The organism is Streptomyces sp. NPDC059255 (assembly GCF_042752355.1).
Classification (GTDB): domain Bacteria; phylum Actinomycetota; class Actinomycetes; order Streptomycetales; family Streptomycetaceae; genus Streptomyces.
Window position 1 is genome coordinate 413178 of sequence record NZ_JBHYZP010000002.1, and the last position, 21522, is coordinate 434699.

The 21522-nt window shown below is 68.7% G+C and carries 24 protein-coding genes; 7 read left to right on the top strand and 17 right to left on the bottom strand.

Going from position 1 to position 21522, the window contains the following annotated elements; translation table 11 throughout:
• Nucleotides 1-592 precede the first annotated feature (592 nt).
• Genes ACFXKG_RS05515 through ACFXKG_RS05545 form a run of 7 tightly spaced genes read left to right on the top strand, consistent with a single transcriptional unit; the run spans nt 593 to nt 7707 of the window.
• On the top strand, nt 593-1357 hold the full coding sequence (locus ACFXKG_RS05515) for a tRNA-dependent cyclodipeptide synthase (protein ID WP_384832698.1): 765 nt from the start codon (nt 593-595) through the stop codon (nt 1355-1357).
• Between the two features lie 2 nt (nt 1358-1359).
• Nucleotides 1360-2382 carry a 2OG-Fe(II) oxygenase family protein gene (locus ACFXKG_RS05520; RefSeq protein WP_384832701.1) on the top strand — a complete coding sequence of 341 codons (1023 nt, stop codon included), beginning with the start codon at nt 1360-1362 and terminating at the stop codon, nt 2380-2382.
• A complete protein-coding gene (locus tag ACFXKG_RS05525; RefSeq protein ID WP_384832704.1) occupies nt 2379-3287 on the top strand; it encodes a 2OG-Fe(II) oxygenase family protein in 909 nt (302 codons plus the stop codon). The genes ACFXKG_RS05520 and ACFXKG_RS05525 overlap by 4 nt, the downstream gene beginning before the upstream one ends.
• A complete protein-coding gene (locus ACFXKG_RS05530) occupies nt 3284-4846 on the top strand; it encodes a cytochrome P450 (RefSeq protein WP_384832708.1) in 1563 nt (520 codons plus the stop codon). The genes ACFXKG_RS05525 and ACFXKG_RS05530 overlap by 4 nt, the downstream gene beginning before the upstream one ends.
• Nucleotides 4843-5811 (top strand): 2OG-Fe(II) oxygenase family protein, encoded by a 969-nt coding sequence (locus tag ACFXKG_RS05535; RefSeq protein ID WP_384832711.1) that lies wholly within the window; start codon nt 4843-4845, stop codon nt 5809-5811. The genes ACFXKG_RS05530 and ACFXKG_RS05535 overlap by 4 nt, the downstream gene beginning before the upstream one ends.
• A 52-nt stretch (nt 5812-5863) precedes the next feature.
• The gene (locus ACFXKG_RS05540) at nt 5864-6772 is read left to right on the top strand and encodes a 2OG-Fe(II) oxygenase family protein (RefSeq protein WP_384832715.1); all 909 of its coding nucleotides are present in this window, start codon (nt 5864-5866) and stop codon (nt 6770-6772) included.
• The gene (locus ACFXKG_RS05545; RefSeq protein WP_384832718.1) at nt 6769-7707 is read left to right on the top strand and encodes a 2OG-Fe(II) oxygenase family protein; all 939 of its coding nucleotides are present in this window, start codon (nt 6769-6771) and stop codon (nt 7705-7707) included. The genes ACFXKG_RS05540 and ACFXKG_RS05545 overlap by 4 nt, the downstream gene beginning before the upstream one ends.
• Nucleotides 7708-8334: 627 nt before the next feature.
• Here ACFXKG_RS05545 and ACFXKG_RS05550 read toward each other — a convergent pair.
• The 17 genes from ACFXKG_RS05550 to ACFXKG_RS05630 all read right to left on the bottom strand — a co-directional run bounded on the left by ACFXKG_RS05550 (nt 8335) and on the right by ACFXKG_RS05630 (nt 21338).
• Nucleotides 8335-9225, bottom strand: coding sequence for an endonuclease/exonuclease/phosphatase family protein (locus ACFXKG_RS05550; protein WP_384832721.1), 891 nt, complete (start codon nt 9223-9225; stop codon nt 8335-8337).
• A 245-nt stretch (nt 9226-9470) separates the two neighbouring features.
• On the bottom strand, nt 9471-10277 hold the full coding sequence (locus tag ACFXKG_RS05555; RefSeq protein WP_384832724.1) for a DUF317 domain-containing protein: 807 nt from the start codon (nt 10275-10277) through the stop codon (nt 9471-9473).
• Nucleotides 10278-10343: 66 nt separating this feature from the next.
• Nucleotides 10344-10826: a hypothetical protein gene (locus ACFXKG_RS05560; RefSeq protein ID WP_384832727.1), complete on the bottom strand. Its 483-nt coding sequence runs from the start codon at nt 10824-10826 to the stop codon at nt 10344-10346.
• 30 nt (nt 10827-10856) lie between these two features.
• Complete coding sequence (locus ACFXKG_RS05565; protein WP_384832730.1) at nt 10857-11732, bottom strand: DUF317 domain-containing protein; 876 nt, start codon at nt 11730-11732, stop codon at nt 10857-10859.
• A 14-nt stretch (nt 11733-11746) separates the two neighbouring features.
• A complete protein-coding gene (locus tag ACFXKG_RS05570) occupies nt 11747-12946 on the bottom strand; it encodes an ATP-grasp domain-containing protein (RefSeq protein ID WP_384832858.1) in 1200 nt (399 codons plus the stop codon).
• A gap of 443 nt (nt 12947-13389) precedes the next feature.
• On the bottom strand, nt 13390-14613 hold the full coding sequence (locus ACFXKG_RS05575; protein WP_384832733.1) for an MFS transporter: 1224 nt from the start codon (nt 14611-14613) through the stop codon (nt 13390-13392).
• On the bottom strand, nt 14610-15071 hold the full coding sequence (locus ACFXKG_RS05580; RefSeq protein WP_384832736.1) for a hypothetical protein: 462 nt from the start codon (nt 15069-15071) through the stop codon (nt 14610-14612). Before ACFXKG_RS05580 ends, ACFXKG_RS05575 begins: the two co-directional genes overlap by 4 nt.
• The gene (locus ACFXKG_RS05585; protein WP_384832739.1) at nt 15068-15919 is read right to left on the bottom strand and encodes a winged helix-turn-helix transcriptional regulator; all 852 of its coding nucleotides are present in this window, start codon (nt 15917-15919) and stop codon (nt 15068-15070) included. The genes ACFXKG_RS05580 and ACFXKG_RS05585 overlap by 4 nt, the downstream gene beginning before the upstream one ends.
• Nucleotides 15920-15967: 48 nt before the next feature.
• Nucleotides 15968-16378, bottom strand: coding sequence for a hypothetical protein (locus ACFXKG_RS05590; RefSeq protein WP_384832742.1), 411 nt, complete (start codon nt 16376-16378; stop codon nt 15968-15970).
• A 13-nt stretch (nt 16379-16391) separates the two neighbouring features.
• Nucleotides 16392-16832 (bottom strand): hypothetical protein, encoded by a 441-nt coding sequence (locus ACFXKG_RS05595; protein ID WP_384832745.1) that lies wholly within the window; start codon nt 16830-16832, stop codon nt 16392-16394.
• Complete coding sequence (locus tag ACFXKG_RS05600) at nt 16829-17311, bottom strand: hypothetical protein (RefSeq protein WP_384832748.1); 483 nt, start codon at nt 17309-17311, stop codon at nt 16829-16831. The genes ACFXKG_RS05595 and ACFXKG_RS05600 overlap by 4 nt, the downstream gene beginning before the upstream one ends.
• 87 nt (nt 17312-17398) lie before the next feature.
• Entirely contained in the window at nt 17399-17746 is a 348-nt protein-coding gene (locus tag ACFXKG_RS05605; protein ID WP_384832751.1) for an SH3 domain-containing protein, read from the bottom strand.
• A 152-nt stretch (nt 17747-17898) separates the two neighbouring features.
• Nucleotides 17899-18648, bottom strand: coding sequence for a hypothetical protein (locus ACFXKG_RS05610; protein ID WP_384832754.1), 750 nt, complete (start codon nt 18646-18648; stop codon nt 17899-17901).
• Entirely contained in the window at nt 18645-19346 is a 702-nt protein-coding gene (locus ACFXKG_RS05615) for a hypothetical protein (protein WP_384832757.1), read from the bottom strand. Before ACFXKG_RS05615 ends, ACFXKG_RS05610 begins: the two co-directional genes overlap by 4 nt.
• Nucleotides 19347-19365: 19 nt before the next feature.
• Entirely contained in the window at nt 19366-19833 is a 468-nt protein-coding gene (locus ACFXKG_RS05620; protein WP_384832760.1) for a type II toxin-antitoxin system RelE/ParE family toxin, read from the bottom strand.
• On the bottom strand, nt 19830-20387 hold the full coding sequence (locus ACFXKG_RS05625) for a DUF4913 domain-containing protein (RefSeq protein ID WP_384832861.1): 558 nt from the start codon (nt 20385-20387) through the stop codon (nt 19830-19832). Before ACFXKG_RS05625 ends, ACFXKG_RS05620 begins: the two co-directional genes overlap by 4 nt.
• 195 nt (nt 20388-20582) lie before the next feature.
• Nucleotides 20583-21338, bottom strand: a complete 756-nt coding sequence (locus tag ACFXKG_RS05630; RefSeq protein ID WP_384832763.1) for a DNA-methyltransferase — start codon at nt 21336-21338, stop codon at nt 20583-20585.
• Nucleotides 21339-21522: the final 184 nt, after the last annotated feature.

The following is a 21522-nucleotide window of genomic DNA, read 5'->3' on the forward strand; positions in this document are numbered from 1 at the left end:
CCACGTCAGCGGGACCGCTGCGTGCATGACGCACGCAGACCCACGCCTCGACGGGCGGTCGGGACGAGATCACCGTAACTGACCCCCGGGCACTTGCCAACCCGTCCCTGTGCGGATTCGGCAAGCGGAAGAAGTCGATGGATTTGCGGAATCTGCGCTGAACTGCCGGTATATGGCGTTCCATCAGGCGCGAGGAAAGCATTCAGCCAACACGGGCAACACTGCGGACTGTGACCATCTGGTCACATTGGGGCGGCCTCCACCCCCGACGATGCAGAGTCACGCTCCGGACCTCCGCTCCGCGAACTCCCAGGTGAGCGCCACGCGTTGGGTGACCCTCGGATTGAGAGGTCTCGCGTCACGACCCCGCCGACCGCACATGGCGCGACCACACGGTCACCATCCGTACCACCCGGCCGGGCTCACGCTGCCTGCACCGACCAAGTGCCTGGTCAGTCGCCGTGAAGTGCCCGATAAACGCGGCCGCTCAGCGGGGCGGCCTGATCCCCACCTGGGGGTCTTGGCTTCCGACTCAACCTCCTGTTAGTAATTTAACGCGGCAGATGAATTTCATTCCTGCACCTCCCCCCCCATGGATCAGGCGGATTTGATGTCTTTAGATGCGCATGGGTCAGCTACTCCGATACACCGGATAGCACCCACCCGCAGGACGCGCTACAAGGCGGAGATTTCCTCGGTTTCTCCGGATTCGAGCAGGAACACTTTCGAGCAGTACGAAACATGTTTTCTCGGCGTCAGCCTAGAAAACAGCAACTTCACCACTGCCAAACTCACGAGCATGGTCAAGTGGATCTCCCGAAGGTTCGGACGATGCACGGTGCTCATCGGTGACAGCATTCACCGGCTCACCCTGGAGTCGACCGAGGGACTGCCCCCTGACCGCGCCAGGAAACGGGCGATGGAGCTCGGCCGGCGCTTTGTTGAGGCCGAGGAGAAGGTGTTCGACGAGTACCGCGAGAGCACCGACTTCACCATCCTGACCTGCGGCGAAGTACAGGCCGGTGAGAGGTATGCCGAGTTCCACAGCAAGTTGCGGGCGTTCTTCGACGAGGACGAGGCGTTCCGTTCCTCGGTCGAATCGTTCGGTCACGCCTATCACCGGAAGCGCGCTGAAGGCATCAGTGAGGACGAATGGGAAAAACGCATCCTGATTTCCAACGACTACTTTCTCGAAGAGTTCGCCATCTTCGCCTGCCTCAAAGAGCGCGGGCTGCCGGTCATGGTATATCCAGGATCGTTCAGCACCCTGTCTGAGATAGCCAAGGGAGAGCATCCGGGAGCCCCGGATGAGCTGCGTGACCTCGTCGTGGTCTCCCTCCATCTGAAAGGCCGGTGAGCATGACAGCCGAAGGTCGTAACCTGGTCCCCGAAATACGTCGGGGAAAGATCTACCAAGACGTTTACGAGAAGCGTTCGCCCGACCATCCCGCACTCAACGAAGCGCGCCTCGAAAGGGCCCGCGCCGTAGGCGGGATGCTGGACTTCGGTGGTTCCGGGGCGCGCAACCGGGCATTCCGGGACGGCGTTTTCCTCCTGGAGATTCCGGGTGAGCTCGACGTGTCGGCGGGTGACTCGTTCGCGCATCAGTTCTACGAGGGTCCGGCCGCGGCGCCGTACGGCCGGTTCCGCGACATCGGTAGCGACCGCTTCGGGGATCCGCTGCTCGGCTTCCACCAGCGGATCAACCAGATCGAGCAGTTCCTCCTCGAACGTCGGTTCTGGGCCGCCGCCTATCCGCCGGAGATCACCGCACTGGGCGAGTCGCTCACCTGGCTCTCGCGGCAGATTCTGTGTTCCGTCCTTTCCGCGGTGGGCATACCGGAGCGGGACTGGCGGCGGGCGACCGGCGGTTGCTCGCAGTGCGCGGGCTCATACCACCTGACGTTCAATCACTACCGGCCCACGCACGAGGACATCGGGCTCAGCTCTCACAAGGACGATGGGTTCCTCACCGTCCTGCGGACAACCGCCCCGGGCCTCGAAGTCAGCCGCGAGGACCACTGGGAGACCGTCCCGGCCGACCCAAACTGCTTCATCGTCAACTTCGGCCTGTCCATGGAGATCCTGACCGCGGGCAGCCGCATGCCCGTGGCCGCCATCATGCACAGGGTCGCCCGCCAACAGGGCGACCGGTCCAGCTTCGGGCACTTCAGCTCCAGCGGCTGCCTGCCCGGCGAGGACGAGGGCATCTACCGCTACGTACACGGCAGCAGCCTTGAGCGCGTCTGCGGCTCGCGCGAACTCATCGACGAGAACGACTACGAGATCTACGCCGGTACGGACGCGCCGGACGGGTCGCACACCACTACCGCCCCGGGCGGCCCCGATGAGCGACCCACCGCGAAGGGCGTGCGCCGATGACCGTCGACACCATGACCCTCCAGCGTGCCACCGTGGCGGGCGCCGGCTTGCGCTTCGACGCCGCCGACGGCCTGTCCCGGGCCCTGCGGGACGGCTGCTTCCTGCTCGCCACGCCCGCCGGGTTCGATCCCGGCCCGGGCATCACTCTGTGCCGCGAGTTCCACCGAGCACCTGACGAAGGGCCGGCGGCCACCCGGGCATACCGCGGTTTCAAGGACGTGCCGGGCGTCTACTTCGACCGGGAGCACTTCCAGACCGAGCACGTACTCATCGACGGCCCCGGGCGGACCCTGCACTTCCCGCGTGAACTCCTCGCCATGGCCTTGCAGATGAGTGCTCTCACGCTCCTTGTGCTGCGTGACGCCATGACCGAGTTGGGCATCGCGCCCGCGCTGTGGAGCGAGATCACCGGTGGCGCCGTCGACGGCCTCGGCACCCACTGGTTCGCGGCGAATCACTACCGATCGGAGCGCGCCAAGCTGGGCTGCGCCCCGCACAAGGACACCGGATTCGTAACCGTGCTCTACAACGAGGAACCCGGCCTGGAAGCGTCCGTCGACGGCGTCTGGGTGCCCGTCGACCCCGTGCCCGGTCACTTCGTGGTGAACTTCGGCGGGGCCTTCGAACTGCTCACCGCAGCCCTCGACCACCCGGTGCGGGCTATTTTGCACCAGGTGCGGCAGTGCGCCCCGGTCCCGGGCGCCGCGGACCGCTTCTCCTTCGCGGCCTTCGCCAACCCGCCCGCCACAGGCGACCTCTACCAGGTATACGAAGACGGCTCTGCCGCGCCCGTGCGCAGCTCCGAAGATTTCCTGCGCGAGTTCAACGAGCAGACCTGGTCCGATCGGCACAGCGACTTTGGCATCGCCAAAGCCGCCGGCGCGAGCGAAGGCGGTACGTCATGAGTGTCTCGGCTGACCGCCTCGGCGCCCCACGCCAGGGCAGGACCGTTGCCCTGCCGCAGGCCCCCGGCGTGCCCTTCCCCGAAATCGTCGCCCACCACGACGGACCCAGCCGGCTACACGGCCACGCCCCGGCGTTCCACGAGGCGACCGTGGTGCGCGGGGAGCCCGCCTCGCACTACTTCCGAGCCTCCGGCATCAGCGCCTGTGCCGAGGAGAACGGCGGCCTGTGCACGTTCTGGATGGGCCGAAAACTCGCCGTCTATCAGATCACCAACGAGTCGCTCGTCGGCGACGACATCCTCGCGCCCTCCACCGATGCCAACCGCGAGTTGTTCGGCGACTTCATGGGCACCTTGCCCCACGACCACCCGGACCGCCCAGGAAAGCGGGCCGTGATCGAACGCTCACTCGGCAACGCCAAGTTCGTCGAGCGCCTGGCACCCGCCGTTCGGCGGCACACGGCCGACCACCTCGGTCGCGCGGCTGGCCGGCCCGTCCCGCTCGACGACTTCACGCTGTCCCTGACGGCGTACGTAGACAGCATGATCCCCGGCGTCCTCGACCTTACCCAGCGGCCGCTGCCCGAGTACCTGCACTCCGCCGAGTACGGCCGTGTGGTGCGCGGCTTCTTCGACCTCGCCTCCGACGTCATCAGCAACGACAACCCGGCGGCGATGCACGAGTTCGACGTCATCGTGCCGTTCGTGCGAGACCTCCTGACGGACAACTTCGACTCCCTGGCCAACGCGCCCGAATCCAACATGATTCGGCGTCACTTCGCGTTGTGGGAACTGCCCTTCACCCGGCAGTCCGTGGCCGCGCTCGACGCCGCGCGGATCAAGGAATTGGGCACGGTCATCGTCGCCACGTACGACACGACGGCACTCAGCCTGATGTGGGCAATCGGCTATGTAGAGGCCACGCCCCGGGTCAAGGACACCGTCGTGACGGAGGCCAGGCGCGGAACAGGGACAGAGGCCAGGACGGGGTGCCCGTACACGGACCCGCTTCCGCACGCAGGCGCTACCCCGACCGTGATCGACCTCGTGGTCCTGGAGGCCGTACGCCTCGGCGGCAGCAATCCCAGTGCCCTGTGGCGCCGTACGACCGAGTCGTTCGCCCTGCGCCACCGGGGCGTCTCGGTGACCGTTCCACCGGGCACCATGATGTGGCTGGACCGGCGGCAGGCCAACCGCGACCCCGCCGTCTTCCCCGAGCCGAGCCGCTTCAGCCCGGCCAACATCAAGGCCATCTTCCGCTCCGACCGAGAGACGGTCTCCTCGCTGCTCTCCCGCGGCCGCTACGAGATCAACTCGTTCAGTATGGTCAACGCCGACCGGAACCCTCGCAAGTGCCCCGGCCGGCTCTTCTCGGTGCGGATGCAGTCCGTGATCCTGACAGAACTGTACGGCCGCTACACGGTCGCCACGCAGGGCACCGACCTCCAACTGAAGCATCACGCGTCCATGCCGCGCCCGGCACGGCCGGGAAACATCACAATCCGCCCCGACCCCGGCACGCCGCGCGACACCGCAACCCCGAGGGAGCCGAATCCATGACCACCGCCAACTCCCGTACCGTCCGGGCCCACTTCCACCCCACCACCGCCCGGGCCCCGGTCAGCCTGCCGCCCATGCCCGGCGAGCAGCAGGCTCAGGCCGCCTACTCGCCGGTGGGCCTCGAACGCTCCTGGTTCGACGGGGACGATTTGCACTTCGAGCGCAAGGGAGGCTTCGACCGAGCCCTGGCCATGGGTTTCTTCCTGCTGCGCATACCCGACGGCCTCGACACCGGCCCCGGGGACCAGTTCGCCGCGCACTTCCACGAGGCCCCGGCCGGTGACGACCTGGACCCCTACCGGGGCTACCGCCACGCCGACGTCCCCGGCACCTACCAGGGCTACTTCGACCGCGAGCACGACCAGTGGGAGAACTTCTACATCGAGAGGGCGAACTGGGCACTGCTGCCGCCCAAGGTCACCGAAACCGGTCACCGGATGACCGGCCTCGGCGTCGCCGTCCTGCGCGCGGTACTGCGGCACGTGAAGGTACCGCAGCACCTGTGGAGCGAAGTGTCCGGCGGCCTTTCCGACAACGGTGGCCACCAGATGCTCGCCTTCAACCACTTCCGTTCACAGAAGGAGACCCGCGGCTGCAAGTTCCACCGTGACTCCGGGTGGGTGACCGTACTCCGCTCCTTCGAGCCGGGCCTCCTCGCGCTCATCGACGGACAGCTGGGCGCCGTCAACCCCGAGCCGGGCCACTTCATCGTGAACTTCGGCAGCTCGCTCGAGGTGCTCACCTCCGCCCTGCCGCAGCCCGTGCGCGCGAACGTGCACGGCGTGGTCTCCACCGAGCGCTCGGCGGGCCAGGCCGACCGCATCTCGTACGTGACGTTCCTGGACTCCGCCCTCGACGGCACCGTCTACCGGCTCGACAACGGCACAGCTCACCCAGTGCAGTCGGTCGCAGACTTCGCCGCCCAGGAGGTGGGCCGGACCTATGACGACGACGGCGCGCTGTAGCCGGGGCACGCACACGGCACCGGTGGAAACCGACCAGGACGGGAGTCGCACCATGACGGACACTGCGCAGGCACAGCGGGACGAGCAGGAGGAGACCCACCTCATCCTCCCCGCGGCCGAGGTCGACGCGGGCGCCCTGCGGTTCGCCACCGCGGACGACACCGAACGGGCACTTTGCATCGGCGCGTTCAACGTGGCCATCCCCGCGGATCTCGACGTGCGCGCCGGACTCGACTTCTGCCGCACCTTCTACAAGCCGGGGACCGGTGATCCGGCCGACCGCCACCGAGGCCACCGCGAACACGGCCACCCGACCTCCAAACTGGGCTACGAGGACCGGCCCGACCAGGTCGAGCAGCTCCAACTGGAGAGCTTCCTGTGGCAGAAGTACCTGCCCAACGAGGTCACCGCGGTGCTGCGGCGCATGCGGCAGCTGACCCTGGACGTCCTCTACGGCGTGTTCGACGCGGCGGGGGTGCCCGAGGCCGACCGCGACCTCATCACCGGCGGCGCCCCGCAGGACACGGGCCTGTGTTACACGACGGTCAACCATTACCGTGCGGGCCTGAGCGACCGCGCCGGGATCGTCGAGCACTCCGACAGCGGGTTCATCACCACGATCTGCACCGACCAGCCCGGCTACGAAATCCTCCACGAAGGCCGCTGGCTGCCGGTGCGCGAGCGCCCCGGCCACTTCACCGTCAACCTCGGCGACGCCTTCCGGGTACTGACCAGGAAGCTGCCCAGGCCGGTGACCGCCGTCTACCACCGTGTGCCGGAACTGCGCCCGGACGCGGGCGTCCCGGACCGCTCCTCGTTCACGGTCTACATGGGGCCCCGCTACGACATGCCGCTCTACCAGTACGACACCGAGGGGGGACTGCGTGAATACCAGAGCTTCCGCGCCTTCTCCGTGGAGAAGGCGGGCAAGCTCGGCTACGACTTCCACTCCCGCATATGAGCACGGCGGCGGGACATCCGCGTGCCATCGCACTGCAGGGCTGGCAGCTGGCCGAACTGCACGACGGGGAGCTGCGCTTCACCACCGAGGACGGCCTCAGGCGCGCCCTCAAGGACGGCTTCTTCTACGTGCGGCAGCCCGCCGACACGGACCTGTCAGCGGGGGACCGCTTCGCCCGTTCCTTCTACCTCCCGACCGAGGACCCGGCAAGCCCCGCCGAGCAGCCGGATCCGTACCAGGGCTTTCGCCGCTGGACTGCCGAGCAACTCGGCCGCCACCAGGGCTACTTCTGCCGTGATGCCGACCAGACCGAACAGTTCTTCCTGGAAAGTGCCTGGTGGGACCAGATCTATCCGGCCGCGCTCGCCCGACAGGCCGAGCGCATGCGTGACTTCGCGCTCGACATCCAGCGCGCTGTGCTCGCCCGCCTCGACCTGCCTCGCGCACTCTGGGACAAGGCCACCGGACACAGCCTGACCCCGCACGGCACACACACCCTGACCTTCAACCACTTCCGCCCGGAAGTGGCCGCGCGCGGCCTGAACGTCCACAAGGACTCCGGCTGGGTGACGGTTCTGCGCTCCACCGAGCGCGGACTTGAGGTGGACCGGGACGGCGAGTGGCACCCCATCGACCCGGTCCCAGGCACCTTCATCGTGAACTTCGGCTGCGCGATGGAGATCCTGACCCGGCGGACCACCACACCGGTGGCCGCGGTGGCCCACCGCGTGGTGCGCCAGCCGCCGAGCGGCGGGGCCAAACCTGACCGCTTCTCGTACGCGCTATTCGCCGACAGCAGTCTCGACGAGAGCGTCTGTCCCGGCCTGTTCGCCTACGAGCCGGGCAGCGGCCTTCACCTCCAGTCGGAGTTCGGGACCTTCCTCAACGACATCCTCGACAACACCTACCGGGAGGACACGAACGGGCTGTACTGATACGGCGCCGCCCGGCGGCAGGCAGGCCATGGACCCGTCGGTGAACAAGCAGCTGCTTTCCAATTGCACTGCCGCAGCTCAAAGCTGTACCAGCGCGTCACTTGTTCACCGACGGCCCCAGGAAGCCTCAGGTAGCAGAGTTGCCGGCCGCAAGAGGGTTGGCAGATAGCGGACAGTCTGCCCTCAAGTTGGTCGTCTCACCGAACCTAGTCGCCCTGTTCAGAGCCTCGTAATCGACTGGATTCGCTGAGAGCGGTCACGAACTTGCCCGGTCTCAACGAGCCGAGTCGCCGCCGTTCGTCTCAACGAATCCAGTCGCCGCAGGCCGGAGGATCAGTGCTGCGGGCTCGCCCCAGCGAGGCTGCCCAACCTTCCATGACCCCGACTACATCACGAAGAAGCCCCGCGTACAGCATTCCTGCGCGATCCACGGACACGTTCGGCCCGCTCAATCTGATGCCCACCCTGGCCGACAGCGGGCCGAGGGTGGCGGCAGACACAATGCCCCGACCGCGATCCCGATCCCGCTAGAAAGCGACCTACTCCTACACGAACGGGGTTGATGGCGATTCTTTTCGGGAAGCCTAGTATCGGATAAATGCAGCCCTTGACTTTGCCGGAAGCCGCTTAGCGGTAGGTCCAGAGGTTGGTCACGTCGATGGCATCGGTGTCGATACGGAAGGCGAGGCCGTGGTGATCGCTGGCCCCGGCGGGCTCGTCCAGGAGCTGGTAGTCCGAGACGGCGTTGGCCAGGGGGCCGGTGACCCATGCCTGGTCGATGCGGTCGTCGGTGGCGGTGGGCCGCAGTAGCGTGTTGTTTCGGGTCTGCTCGAAGAGGTGCCAGGCGACGTCGACATAGCCGTTCTGGGCGAGCTTTCGGGTGACGTCACGGTTCGGTTTCAGAGGCTGGCCGGGGATGAAGTCTCCAGCGGGCAATTGGGTCCGGGAGCCGAGGTTGTAGGGCCTCATCTCGGCGAAGTCGGGCAGTGGGTGGGCCGCCGAGGCGGGGGCATAGTTGACGTCGCCGGCCAGGACGGCGAAGGGCCCGTACTTGTAGCCGCGGGTCGCGGCGTAATTCGCTTCGATTACGGCCTGCTCGGCGGAGAAGGGGGTGAAGTGGACAGGGAGAAAGCTCAGCTTCGCCGGCAGTCCGGGAATGTCAAAGCTCGTGACGGCCAAGCCGTGCAGGGCTTCCTTGCCGAAGTCCGGATTGTGGCGTGCCCAGGGGCCGAGGACTTCGCGACGGTAGAGGAGCCCGGTACCGTAGCCGCTGCGAGAGGGTGCGAGCGGGGCTGCATCAAGTCCCAAATCCGTCATGGCGCGGGCCAGATGCTTGTTTCCGAAGCGGTGCCAGTCGACAACTTCGCACAACATCACGACGTCGACCTGGCTGGCTCCTACCCGGTCGGCCGCGCCGTTGAGCCGCCGGGCCAGCTGCGGCCATCGGTCTTCTGGGTTTCCGTCTCCGTCTGCGAGCCCGCCGTGTCCAAGATTCTGAACAGCTACCGTCAGCTGCATTCCTGTTGCCTCTCTGAGTGATGTATTGCTGAGTCGATCCGTGTGGGTGGTGGCGGCGGTGTGCCAGCTGCGGGACGGCACCCCGCCGCTCGCTCTGTTGCAAGGCGCAACACACCCTTCGATGCGATGAGTTCGGCCGGAAGTTCGGAGATCCGACGTCGGTGTAGCGGGAGTTGTCCCGGGAGGGCATTGAGCGACGTCTCCACCGAACGCTTCTCGCTGTTCGTCTCTGCTGATGGTGGACGTCAGCGGCTGGGGCGCGTGCCCGGTCCCGGTCCCGCAGCGGGGGGAGGCTGGGCAGCGGGCCGATCGGCGGGCGGCGTACCGGTCGGCGTCGCGAGGTAGAGGTGGGAGCGGGTGTTGCAAGGCACCTCGTTCACGGTACGGATCAGTGGAGCAGTGGAAATCATCGAGGCGGTGAGAGCCGCGACGAGGGCGGTGGGCGTGCCGGTGGTGAAGCGGGCCTGCCACTGGGGTTCGCTCGGGTGGCCGCCCCAGACTCGCCAGGCGGGTTCGTGGGAACGGGTGACGGCGTAGCGGTGGACTACTCCGGCGAGGTCGTCGGGGGAGAGGAAGCTCTGGGTGCCGTCGGTCTTGACGTGGTGGCGCCAGCCAGAGGCGAACAGCGACGCGTACGCCTCGTGCGGCGCCGTCATGTCCTCGAACAGCCCGTCGCGGTCGCTGTGGAGGTCTTCGTGGTAGAGGTCGAGGAGTTCGGTGTGGACGTCGTGGAGCAGTTCGACCGGGGTGGTGGCGTCGAAGGTGATCTGCCATGTGGCGTGCCCGAAGGGCAGACCGCCGTGGCGGTTGGCCTCTGTGGTCCACGCTCCCTTGCGGGACTTGTCGGGTTCGGGGGTGAAGCTGCTCCACAGGCGCATGCAGGGGCTGGTGGTGAAGGCTGTTCCCTTCTCGGACTGGTACACCCTCCAGTCCTCGTCGAAGGGGAAGGGCCAGGCTGCGCTGGGGCTGGTGGGGCCGGGGCCTGCCAAGTGGCGGGGAAGGACCTTCACTTTCTGGGCTGGGTCGAGATTCTGGAAGCGGTCGGGCGACACGGAGAGAAGGCTCCTGCGGGGAGAGGGGCCCCTGCCCGAGGAGGGCACGGAAGTAGGGGCCAGAATTCAGTGGGCGCGGCTGCCGCTGCGGGCCGGCGGGGCGGGAATCCTGTGGGCGGTCCGGTGCGGGGTGATGTCTGAGGCGGACGGCTTCCACACGCCGGGGAACCAGACGGTGCAGTAGCGCTCGATGGCCTCGTGCAGTCCGGTGGTGACGGCGCCTTCCCACGGCCGGCCCGGGCGTTGGTACGTGTCGAAGGTGCCGTACTGCTTGGTGTTCGGGCGGGTGTTGCGGGCTTCGTCCCGGCGGTGGAAAGTGCCGTGGTCGACGAAGCTGAGCGCCACCGCATCGATCTCGCCCCGGTCCGCGTGGACGACTGCTATTCGCAGGCCGCTGTAGGTGTCAGCCCAGATGGTGGACGTGAAGTCGATCCGCAGCCGCAGCGGCCCGCCCGGAACCGGGGTGGCGAAGTAGGTGTTGCCCACGACCGTGCTGTCAGTGAAGGGGAGGCACAGTTCGGCGAAGAACTCGGTGGCCTGCAGGGACAAGAAGCGTCTCCGGTCGAGGTCGGGAAGGGGCTATCGGCGCGGTCCGGGCAGGGCCGGGCGGCTGTTGGTGCTCCAGCGCGGCACGCTATGGGCGGGAAGCGCCGCCGGGCGTCGTGACGCGGCAACGCGCTGTATGTCGAGCGGGGTGGGCACGGGTGATTGCGGCGGGAGGATCGGGGCGAGCTGGGCACTCTTGGTGTAGCTGAAGGTTTCCTCGCGCCATCGAGGAAGCGGGGCCGGGTCGGAGACGCATGCGGTGAGGGCGGCGAGCAGGGCGACGGGTGTGTTGGTACTGGCGGTGGCGTACCAGACGGGGCGGTTGATGGAGGTGCCGGCCCACAGGTGCCAGCGGGCCGTGCGGCTGGTCAACTCGCCTTCCGGATCCAGAGGTCCAGTGGTGATCTCCAGTGCGGCAAGCCGGTCGGCGGGCCGGATCGTGAAGACGTCCGGCTCGGGTTTGTCCAGTTCCCAGCCGCGGTGGAGGAGCGGTGTGACCACGAGGAACGGTTCGCGCTCCTCGTCCAGCGGCTCCGGCGTCGCGAGGTACGCCTCGGGGCCCTGCTCGTAGGCTGTGGCGAGCGCGGTGGTGAAGGCGCGGACGAACTCTGTGGGGGTGTCGCTGTTGAAGCAGACGCCCCAGGCCGGCGCGTTGAACAGTTCGTGGTGGGCTTTGTAGGCGTTGATGCGCCACAGCCCGTCGTCCTCGGCCTCGGGTAGATAGCCCAGGCGCACGCGCCGGTCGGGGGCGTTGACGTAGGCGTTGCCGAGATCGTCGTGCGACAGTTCCCAGCCGAGGTCAAGGAGGGGCGCGAGGGCGGGGTCGCCGATGGCGGTGCTGCGAGCGAGGTAGCGCGGGGAGACGTGGACGTCCCCGTCGATGATGAGACGGTCGTCGTCAAGGGTCATGTGGATCCAGGAGGTCAGGCCATGACGGCGGGCTCGACACGGGCGTGGAGGCGGTCGAGGGCCATGGCGGCACGGGTGTCCGCGCTGATGGCGTTGGGGCCGGTGGTGATGAGGTAGCCGATCCGGGCGGTGAACAGGTGTCCGCCGTCGGCCGGGAGGAGGAGGGGGTCGCCGGGGTGACGGTGGAAGTGGATCCGCTCCAGCCAGGGCGGGCGGGGGCCGTCGAAGTCGAGGTGGGTGAGGGTGCCGGAGGTTTCGGGGTAGAGCAGGCGGATCGCGGCGGCCGAGGACCGGGTGGGGGCAAGGTCGGGTGTGCGGTCGCAGGCGATGTCGGCGGCGGTGCGCGCCAGGTCGATGCCGGTGGCGAGGTGGACCAGGTGGCTGATCATGTCGCCGGCGATACGGCCGTTGACCTCGATGAGGCGGGGGCGGCCGTCGACCAGGCGCATCTCGATGTGGCTGACGCTGTCGGTGATCCCGAGCGCGTGGATCGCGGCCCTCGCCGTAGGGGCCACCGTAGCGAGGAGCGGGTCGTCGGCATCGACGGTGTGTGCCAGTTGCTCGAAATACGGCGGGGCACTGATGGATTTGCGGGTGACCGCAACAACCGTGGTCTCGCCCCGGTAGGTGACGCACTCGACGGAGACCTCAGGCCCGTCGAGATACTCCTCCACCAGAATCCCCGCACTCTCCTGCCCCTGTCGGGCGGCCCGGTCTGCGAACGCGTATGCGGCGAGGAGTTGTTCGGGGGTGTCGGCGCGGCTCACGCCGACACTGGCGGCCCGGCCGGCGGGCTTGAGGACGACCGGATAGCCGATCTGCTCCGCCGCGGTTGTGGCTTCCCGCAGGCTGTCCACGCTGGTCGAGGCGGCGGAGGGAACGCCGTGGCGGGCGAACAGGCTGCGGGCGGTGGCCTTGTTACGGCATGCCTGCATCACTTCGGGCGCGGTGGTCGGCAGGTCGAGTTGGCGGGCGAGGCGGGCGACGGGGACGAGGTACCACTCGGTCCACGTGAACACCCCGGCGATGTCGTAGCGTTCGGCCAGTGCCCGGCCTGCGGCGGACAGCGCCGCCAGGTCGCTCGGGTCGGCCACGACGATGCAGTCCCGGATGTAGGGGACTTCCCAGGAGGGTTCCTCGCTGGTGATGAGGAGGACGTCGTAGGCGGCGGCCACGGACTGCAGGCAGGAGGCTCGGTACGCCTCGGCTTCCATGTCGGCCGCAGCGACGACCAGGACAACGGGACGGTCGGACAAGAGACAGGCTCCTCGGATATTGGGGGAACGGTGAATGACGGCGAGGGTCAATGGGTGCGTCGGCGGCGGACCTCGATCACGGAGGTCCACTGGGGGTGTTCGGCGAGCAGCCGACGGGCATAGGCCCGGTGTAGTTGTTGTTCAGGCCCTTCACGCCGTGCGGGTGGGCGCCAGCGCAGGGCCTCGAACAGGGCGTTCATCCCGACCCGCTGCGCATCCCTGGGCGAGCCGTTGCCCGACGAGCTGCACCAGGGCGCGGTAACCCCAGGGGTGTTGCATGTCGAAAGCCTGCAACTGTTCGGTGATCGTCGGCCGTAGGTCCTGGAACGGGAGGGCGAGGCCGGGCAGCCCGTCCTGCGTGGTGGGCGGCATGAGCGGGGCAGAGTCCCCTCGTGACGAGGTCAGGCAGGCCGGGTCGTCAGGGCCGGAAGGGTGCGCAGCCGGATGAAGGCGGTGGAGAGGCCGATGGCCTGCAGGATCGCGGCGGCGGTGATGGCGTGCCCGAGCTGGGCGGGAGGGAGGATAGCGACGAGGAGGCCGGCGGTGGGATAGGGCAGCAGGAGCAGCAGGATCGTGACGGCGAGGGTGCTGCCGAAGGCGTGGGGTGGGATGAGGTGGGAGCGCAGGGTGCGCAGGACAACGGCGAGGCCGCCTTCGCCGGCCATGAGGACGGCGATCAGCAGGACGTAGCCGTGGTAAGTGCTGGTGTGAGCGAGGGCGAGGGTCGCGCCGGCAGCGGTGGCGGCGGCCACGGCGCCGACCGGCCACAGGCCCCAGCGGTCAATGGCGCTTCTGCAGGCGGTGATGGCGAGGAGTGAAGCGAAGGCCGCAGCGGACCAGATCAGTCCGGCATCCGTGCTGGAGCGGCCGAGTTCGGTGACCACGATCACCGGCATCGCCGCCTGCAGCAGAGCGACCGCTCCGTTGGAGACCATCAGACCGGCGACCAGCCAGGCCAGGGCCGGCAGCGAACGCAGCGTCACCCACCCCGCACGCAGACCGCCTCCCTTCCGCAACGCGACGTCGGCCGGTGCGGGATGCTCGCGGGGGCCGAGGGCAGCGGCGAGCAGGGAGAAGACGGCCAGCACCCCGAGCATCGCGGCGGGACCGGTGTGTTCCAGCAGCAGACCGGAGAGGGCCGGTCCGGCGAGCATGGCGCTCTGGTCGATCCCCAGCAGAACGGACTGCACACGGTGCGCGCCAGTTCCTGCTGCCCGGCTGGCCGCGCCGCCGGCCGTCTCCGCCGCCACGTAACTGAACTCGGTGAGCACCCCGGTCAATGCCGCGAGCAGCATCACCGTGACCGTCGCCGCCTGCGTTCCCTCGTCAAGGCCCGCCAGAAAGGCGGCGGCGAGCAGGACGACCCCAGCCCTCGCGAGACACGCCGCGCGGAAGACACGAGCGGCCCCAAAGCGGTCGACGAGAGCACCGGCCACGGTGAAGGCGCCGATACGCGGGATCCAGGCCAGCGCGAAGGCGAGCCCGGTCAGCGACGCGGACCCGGTGGTGGCCAGGACGAGCAGGGGGATGCCGTAGCTCGTCATCGTGAAGGCCGCGGCATCCGCCCCACGTGGCAGATAGACCCCGCGCACCAGGCTGATGGGCGTGTCCAGGCCAGTTCTCACGCGGCGGCACCGTACGTGTCACGGCCCGGCCGGGGCTGGTGCGCGTCGATCCATTCAGCCAGCAGGCACCGGACGTGTCCGGGTCCGGCATCGGCATGCGTCGGATCGTGGAGCAGGGCGAAGGTGTGGCGTATCCGTCCGGCGAAATCGCTCTGTGGCGCAGGGTAGTTGTGTCGTCGGGCCCAGCGGGCGGTCGCGTCGTAGACGTCGGCGAGGTTCTGGCCCGCGGCGGTGAGTCCGAGGCCGTCGTAGGTGCGGTCGAGGAGTCCGAGGGTGTCCGCCAACATGGTGGCCTGCCGGATCTGGTGGGTGGAGAGATCGCCGAGGATGCGGGCCAGGCCGCGGTCGGGGATGGCGCCGTGGTCGTCGATCTCGCTGACCAGCCGGATCAGGCCCGGAGACGACAGCACGGCGCCGGCTCGCTGGAGCTGCCGGCCGGAGGTGGGGGTGGTGGTCATCGGCGGGCTCCGCCGGTCGGCAGGGCAGTCTTCGGGCGGGGCGGGCCGGCGTGGGAGAACAGCTCTCCTCTGTTCCAGACGGGCCCCGGGCGCGGTGCGGGCGGGGACGTGGGAATAGCGGGCGCGGGTGTGCGGGCCTGGTGGCTGGCCCACGGGAGGGAGCCGGGAGCAGTGCTGGGGTCCGGCCGGCCCCAGAGGGGGTGGTGGGGGGCGTGGTCCATCGGCCGTCCGGCGGCCCACATGGACAGTGCGCCGAAGACGGGTCCCAGTGCGGCGCCGGAGGGTGAGAGGCGGTAGGGCTGGCCGGAGCCGTTGCTCACCACGAGGCCGTCGTCGATGAGCTGGCGCAGGGGCGGGTAGATGTTGGTCCAGGTGCCGTCGGGGATGACCAGGTGGGCCAGCGCCCGTGCGCTCACCTCGTCCCGGGTCTTCAGCACCCACAGGATGGCGGGGGCCTGTCGGCGGGTGAGGAGGGTGAGGCTGTCCTCGACCTGCTCGATCACGGACAGCGGGACCTTGGGCTTTTCCAGGTATGTCTCGGCCCAGTTGGCGATCACCGGCAGCACCGGCAGCAGTTGCCGGCCGCGCTCAGTGAGGCTGTAGGCGACGTGGCGGGGGCTGTACTCGGTCCGCTCGACCAGTCCGGCATCGCACAGGGACTGGATCTTGGGGTGAAGCTGACCGCTCTGGAGATGGGGCAGCTTGGCCGCGATCTGGTTGTAGCGCTGCGGGGGCTCGTTGAGAGCCAGCAGGATCCGCACATTCCACCGCGGGGTGGCCATGTGGAGGACTTCGGTGACCCGGGCGATATCCGCCTCGGTCTCCGGGGACAGACCGGTGGTGGCCAAGATAGGGACTCCTGGAAAAGGTAGGGGCCGGGACGGGACCGGGAGGCGTCAGCGGCTCGGCGCGGCAGGCACGGCCGGTGCAGGAACAGCGGCGGGCGCCGGCGCGGGGCCGGAGGGTGTCTCCGGCGCGGGGGTGCGGACGAGGCTCTGCAGAACCGCCTGGATGGTGGCGCTCTGGGTGTCGCGGACGGCCACGGACTCGGCCAGGCGTTGGGCGCAGTCGAGGATGTGCAACACCTCGGCCGCGCCTGTCTCCCGCTCGGGATGGACCAGTTGCTGAAGCCGTTCGCGGTGGACCGTGATCCGCTGCTCGGCGAAGGCGAGGGTGTGGTGGCCGCCGAGAAGGGCGGCGAGCATGCCGGGCGGCTGGTCCTGGATGTGGGCTTCGAGCTCGTGCAGCGGGGCGCCGTACAGTTCCTCGATCCGTGCGGCGATCTGGACGGACGACGGGTGGATCAATGGACGGGGGCTTTCACGGTCGGTGGGAGCGGGCTGCCCCGGCACGGGGTGCCGGGGCAGCCGGGGGCAAGGTGGTCGTGATCTTTCGCCGGGTCACGGGGACGGGCCGGGCCTGAGCACCGGGTGTGGGCAGCGTGCGCAGCAGGGTGTCCAGGGCGGTGGTGTAGCTGTCGCGGGCGTCGAGGGCTGCCTGCAGCCACAGGGTGTCCATCCGCAGCCGGTCCGCGGACAGGTCGTCCATCTCCCGCTCGGGCGCCATGAACGCGTAGATGCGGTCCCGGATGTGGGTGACCTGTTCCTCGGTGAGGGCGAGGAACGAGCGCAGTTCCAGCGCTCGGGTCAGCACCGCCGGCGCGTCCGTGCCGACGGCCGTTTCATACAGGTCGGCGACCGGGGCGCCGAAGACCTCCTGCAGACGACCGTCCCGCGTGCAGGGTCTGTCCCGTACGCTCACCTCAAGACCCCCCGACGCTGCACTGCCGCTGCCGGTACGCTCGCCCGTGGGGCCGGCGCCGGGGTGGCGGGCACCGCCGGACCGGGCCGTTCCCCAGCCAGAGTGCTCGTCTCGGCCCGGGCCTCGTCCGGGCTGCGAGTGTCCGGAGCGAGGATGCGGCGCACGGCTACGGCCCATTCGTCCCGGACGGTCACCGCTGCTTCGACGCGGCGGACGAGTGCCATCGTAGGGTCGTCGACCCCCTCGCCCGGCTGGGTCTCCAGGGCGACGAGGAGTTCGGCCTCCGCGCGTTCAAGCACCGTCTGGGAATGGACGAGAAGCGTGTGCCACGCCACGCAAGCGCTCGCGTCACGATGCGCCGCCGGCGCGGCAGCGACGGCAGCCTTCAACCGGTCCATGCTCATACCGAAGTGCGCTTCGATCCGTGTCGTGAGCACGCCCACGACATCCTCGGTGCCATCGGAAATGTCTTCGGACAAGAGGGAGACTCCTTCCCCGAGAGGGACGAGCAGGGGTGCGGGACAGGCGGCCGGGCAACCCGGCTGGTCACCCGGGCCGGGGGCCGGTCAGTTGAGGCACATGTGGACGCTCCGGAAGACGTAGGTGCCGGAGACCCAGCCCTTCACGCCGGTGGTGTTGTCCGTGATGTAGTGCCAGTTCCCGCTGGTCTTGTGGACGGTGAACTTGTGGCCGCGGTAGAGGATGCCGACACGGGTGGAGGAGGCCGACGCCTTGGAGCGGATGTTCACGGCCTGCGTGTCGATGACCCACGGACCGGGCCGGTTACACGGATCGGCCGCCACCGCGCTGTTCGGCGCCGTGGCCGGTGCGGCCGTGGCCGTGGTTGCCGAGAGGGCCGGCACAGCGAGTGCGCCGAGCAGTGCGACGGATATGGCGATTCGGTTTGAGCGCATGCGGAATAAACCTCCGTACGAGGGAATGAAAATGGGTGGTGAGCCGACTCGGGAGTTGTTGTCCCGGCGGCTGTATAAGAGTCCGGAGAATCGCCGGTTTGGCCAACCGGCGATCGTCGCCTATATTCCGCTCCGGACAGCGGAATTGAGGCTCAGCGCGAGGGGCCCGGCGGGCGCGGAACAGTGACTTTCGGCAGGGAGGCCGGAAGCGCGTGGGACACCGGGGACGTGACGGGCGGGAGCGGGCCGGCAGTGCCGCCGAGCCGGTCGTCACACCACCGGAGGGCGTCTTGGACCGTGGCGAATCCGCCCTCACGCAAGGTATGGGTCCCGGCGTCGAGGTCGGTTTCCTCGACCAGGACACGGAACGGGGACGGGGACCTCTCGTCGAGGACACGCAGAGCCACGACCGTCACCGCGTCGTCCCAGGCGTCACGGGTGTAGGAGGCCCCGAGCGCGTAGTGGTCGCCTTCCGTCATCAGGCGCTTTTCCAGAGCCCGCGTCGTCTCGTCCGCCGGTTCAGTGCCCTGCCCGGGATCGAGGCCGATCCGTTCCGCGGGGCAGCCGCGGTGGATCAGCCAGGACTGGGCCATCACCGCCAGCGGGAAACTCGTCTGCTCGAAGCCGAAGGTCTTCGCCTCAAGGTCACGGAGCAGGTGGAGGGCGACGATCTGTGGATCCCCCGGGTGGCCGTAGGTCGCCGACCGGTCGTGCAGGACGTAGTAGCTGTCCGACATGTCAGGTGTGTGGTGCTCGGCGAGCGGCATCAGCATGTCCTGGTTGATCTCGATCGCGTGCCGGAAATCCTCCCGGATCTCCTCGTCCGCAGGCTGGAACCCGTCAAGCCGGGGATTCAGTCCAGGGGGGAGCCTGAGTCCTTGCGGCAGATCTGGCCAGGTCATCGCCGTGGCTTCCTGCTGCCCGGCTCTCTCGGCGGGGATACAGCGGGTGCGGGGACGATGGTGGTGTGGGGACGGAGGCCGGCCAGGGTGGTACGGCCGTACGCCGTCAGCATGACCGGCTGGCTCGCGAAGGGGGAGTCGTCGCTGGTGTCGCGCGAGACGAGACCGGCTGCTTCGAGCCGCTCCAGGTGTTCGTAGGGGATCACGCTGCGGGAGGCGGTGATCACCAGCCTCTGGTTGGTCAGGATCTGCTGGTGGAGCACGGCTCCGCCGGCGATGCCCCGCAGCGCAGCATGATCGACGACGCCTAGCCATTCACCATCGCCCCGCGTGCTGTGGGTGGCAGCGGCCTCGATCGGCTCCAGGGCGGCGATCACCCGGGCCTCCGCCAATTCCTTTTTCGCGAGGGCTTCTTTGAGCCCGGCGACCGTAATGTCGATCCGCCGCAGCAGGGCTCGGTCGACGGGGAACTCGCCGCTGCTGAGCCGTTCGAGCACCCCGCGTTGAAAGGTGACACTCATTCCCGCCGAGGTCAGTGCGCTGTGCAACTCCACGAGGTGGGTATGCGGCTCGTCGAGGAGACCGCGGTCCGCGCGGTCCCAGAGGGTGTCGATGTCGTATCCGGTCGCGGCTTCGACACGGTGCTCCAGAGTAGAGACCACGGGCCGGACGGCTCTCGCTTTGGGATCAGGGCGCATAGCGGGTAACTCCTTAAAGTCAGCGGACAGGGTGGGCAGGGCTGATGGCCGGGCGGGGCAGGCCCGGCGGTGCTTCGGGCGGGGGGCCCGACGCGGGCTTGGAGGCGAGGAGCTGGGGCGGGCGGGAGCGGGCGGCGTGGGTGCGCGCGCTCACCGGGCGGCGGGCCATCCCGAGGCGGGCGCCGACGGTGTCGTAGATGTCGTTGCGCGCCCGGGGCCGTACGACGACGACGTGGATCTCGCTGCCGTGGGCGGAAGCCGGCGGTGCCGGGCGCAGGGCGTAGACCATGCGCCACTGCCTGCGGGAGTCGACGCTAAGCTTGCGGAGTCCGGACAGATCACCGGTGAGCTTGCTGCCGGCCAGGCCGCCCTTCACGACGTCCTGGAGCTGAGCGAGCGCGAGGTCGCGGATGTCACCGGGGGCCTGCAGCAGATCGTTGAGGGCCCGCGGGTCGAAACTGAGCGCGAAGACCGGCTCGCCCCTCACGACACCGGCCCGCCCGCCTCACGACCGCAGGGCCTCTCCTCCCCCGGCTTCGCCCTCTCCACGCGGATCGAGGACGGCGGGCCGGGAAGGACCCGGTGCGCGGGACGCTCCGGCGAGGTCATGCACGCCGACAGCGGCCCGCCCGGCGCCCGGATCGCCGCGACAGCGTGGGTGAGGAAGTCCCGGTGCCACACGAACAACCCACTCAAACCCGCTTCGGGGTCCTTGTGCTGCTGGTAGGCGAGCCACAGGGCATGGAGCCAGGCGACAACATCGTCGTGCTCCTGCCACCGCAGACACCAGGGGGACGCCGTGGTGACCTCCGCGCCGTAGACCGGCAGGAGGAAGTCGTCCACCCAGTCACCGAGCGCGTCGAGTTCGTCCTCGTACGCCTCCCCCTCCAGCTCCATGATCGGGCGCGGCTCCGGCAGAGCCGCCGGTGCGGAAGCGCCCAGCCCCGGCACACCGAACGCGGCGAACGGAGAGGGCCTCGCCGGAGGCGGAGCGGTGGCAAGGTGGTCGAGCTGCTGCGCCTGCTGAGCGGACTGCTCCATCAGCCGCCGGACACTCGCCTCAATCCCCTCAAGATCGGTATCCGGCACCCTGACCGGTGGCAGCACCCCTTCAGGCAGCAGGGGTTCCGCGGATTCGGGCATGGAAATGACTGGCCTCCTACGAGCCGTGCAAAGTCAGAGAGACGGGCACGCACCGGGGGGTGCGTCCCGCCGCTGTGCGTGTTGCGGGACGGTTCAGACGGTGAGGACCATGTCGTCCTGGGTGAGGGTGTCGCGGAGCGTCGCGGTGAGCCGTTCCGTCGCGATCTGCGCGTAGTGCTCGGTCTTCTCCACGCCGATGAAGTCACGGCCCTCCAGCAGCGCGGCGACGCCGGTGGAGCCGGATCCGGCGCAGAAGTCGAGGACCGTGCCGCCCGGCGGGGAGATCTTGACCAGGTCGCGCATCACCTCGACCGGCTTCTGCGTGATGTGCCGGCGCTTGCTGCCCGAGGGCTGCGAGGCGCTGTAGAGGCCGGGCAGGTAGACCGGGTTACGGGAGGCGTCGATCGGCCCGTTCGACGCCCAGATGATGAACTCGCAGTTCTGCGTGAACCGGCCCTTCTGGGGCCTGGCCTGCGGCTTGTGCCAGACCAGCACCCCGCGCCACAGCCAGCCGGCCGCCTGGATCGCGTCCGTCGTGACGGGCATCTGACGCCAGTCGGTGAACAGCAGCGCGGTCCCGCCACTCTTCGTCAGCCGGTGGGCCTCGGTCATGATCTGCGTCAGCCAGAACCCGTAACTGCGCTGGTCCATGTTCTCGCCGGTGAAATCGGCCAGCGTGTGCTGCGCATCGGCGGAGGTGTACTTCTGTTTCGCGGAGCGTGTCGTGCGCTCCTTCGCGGTCCGTCCGCCGGAGTTGTAGGGAGGATCGGTGACCACGGAGTCGACGCTGTCGTCCGGCAGGCCGGCCAAAACGGTGAGGGCATCACCCTGGTGGAGGGAAAACGGCAAAGAGGAACCCCGATTCGGTTGGGAAAGTGCAGGATGGAAAGACCCGTCGCGCAGAGGAATCCCCCGGGGGCCGGATAAATCTGGGCATGCAGAAGCCCAGGGCCGCAGACCGGGAAAGGGCGAGGGGTTCCTAAAACTGTAGGCTCGAATGCGCCGATGACCAAAAAGTGGGGCGTGGGGTGCC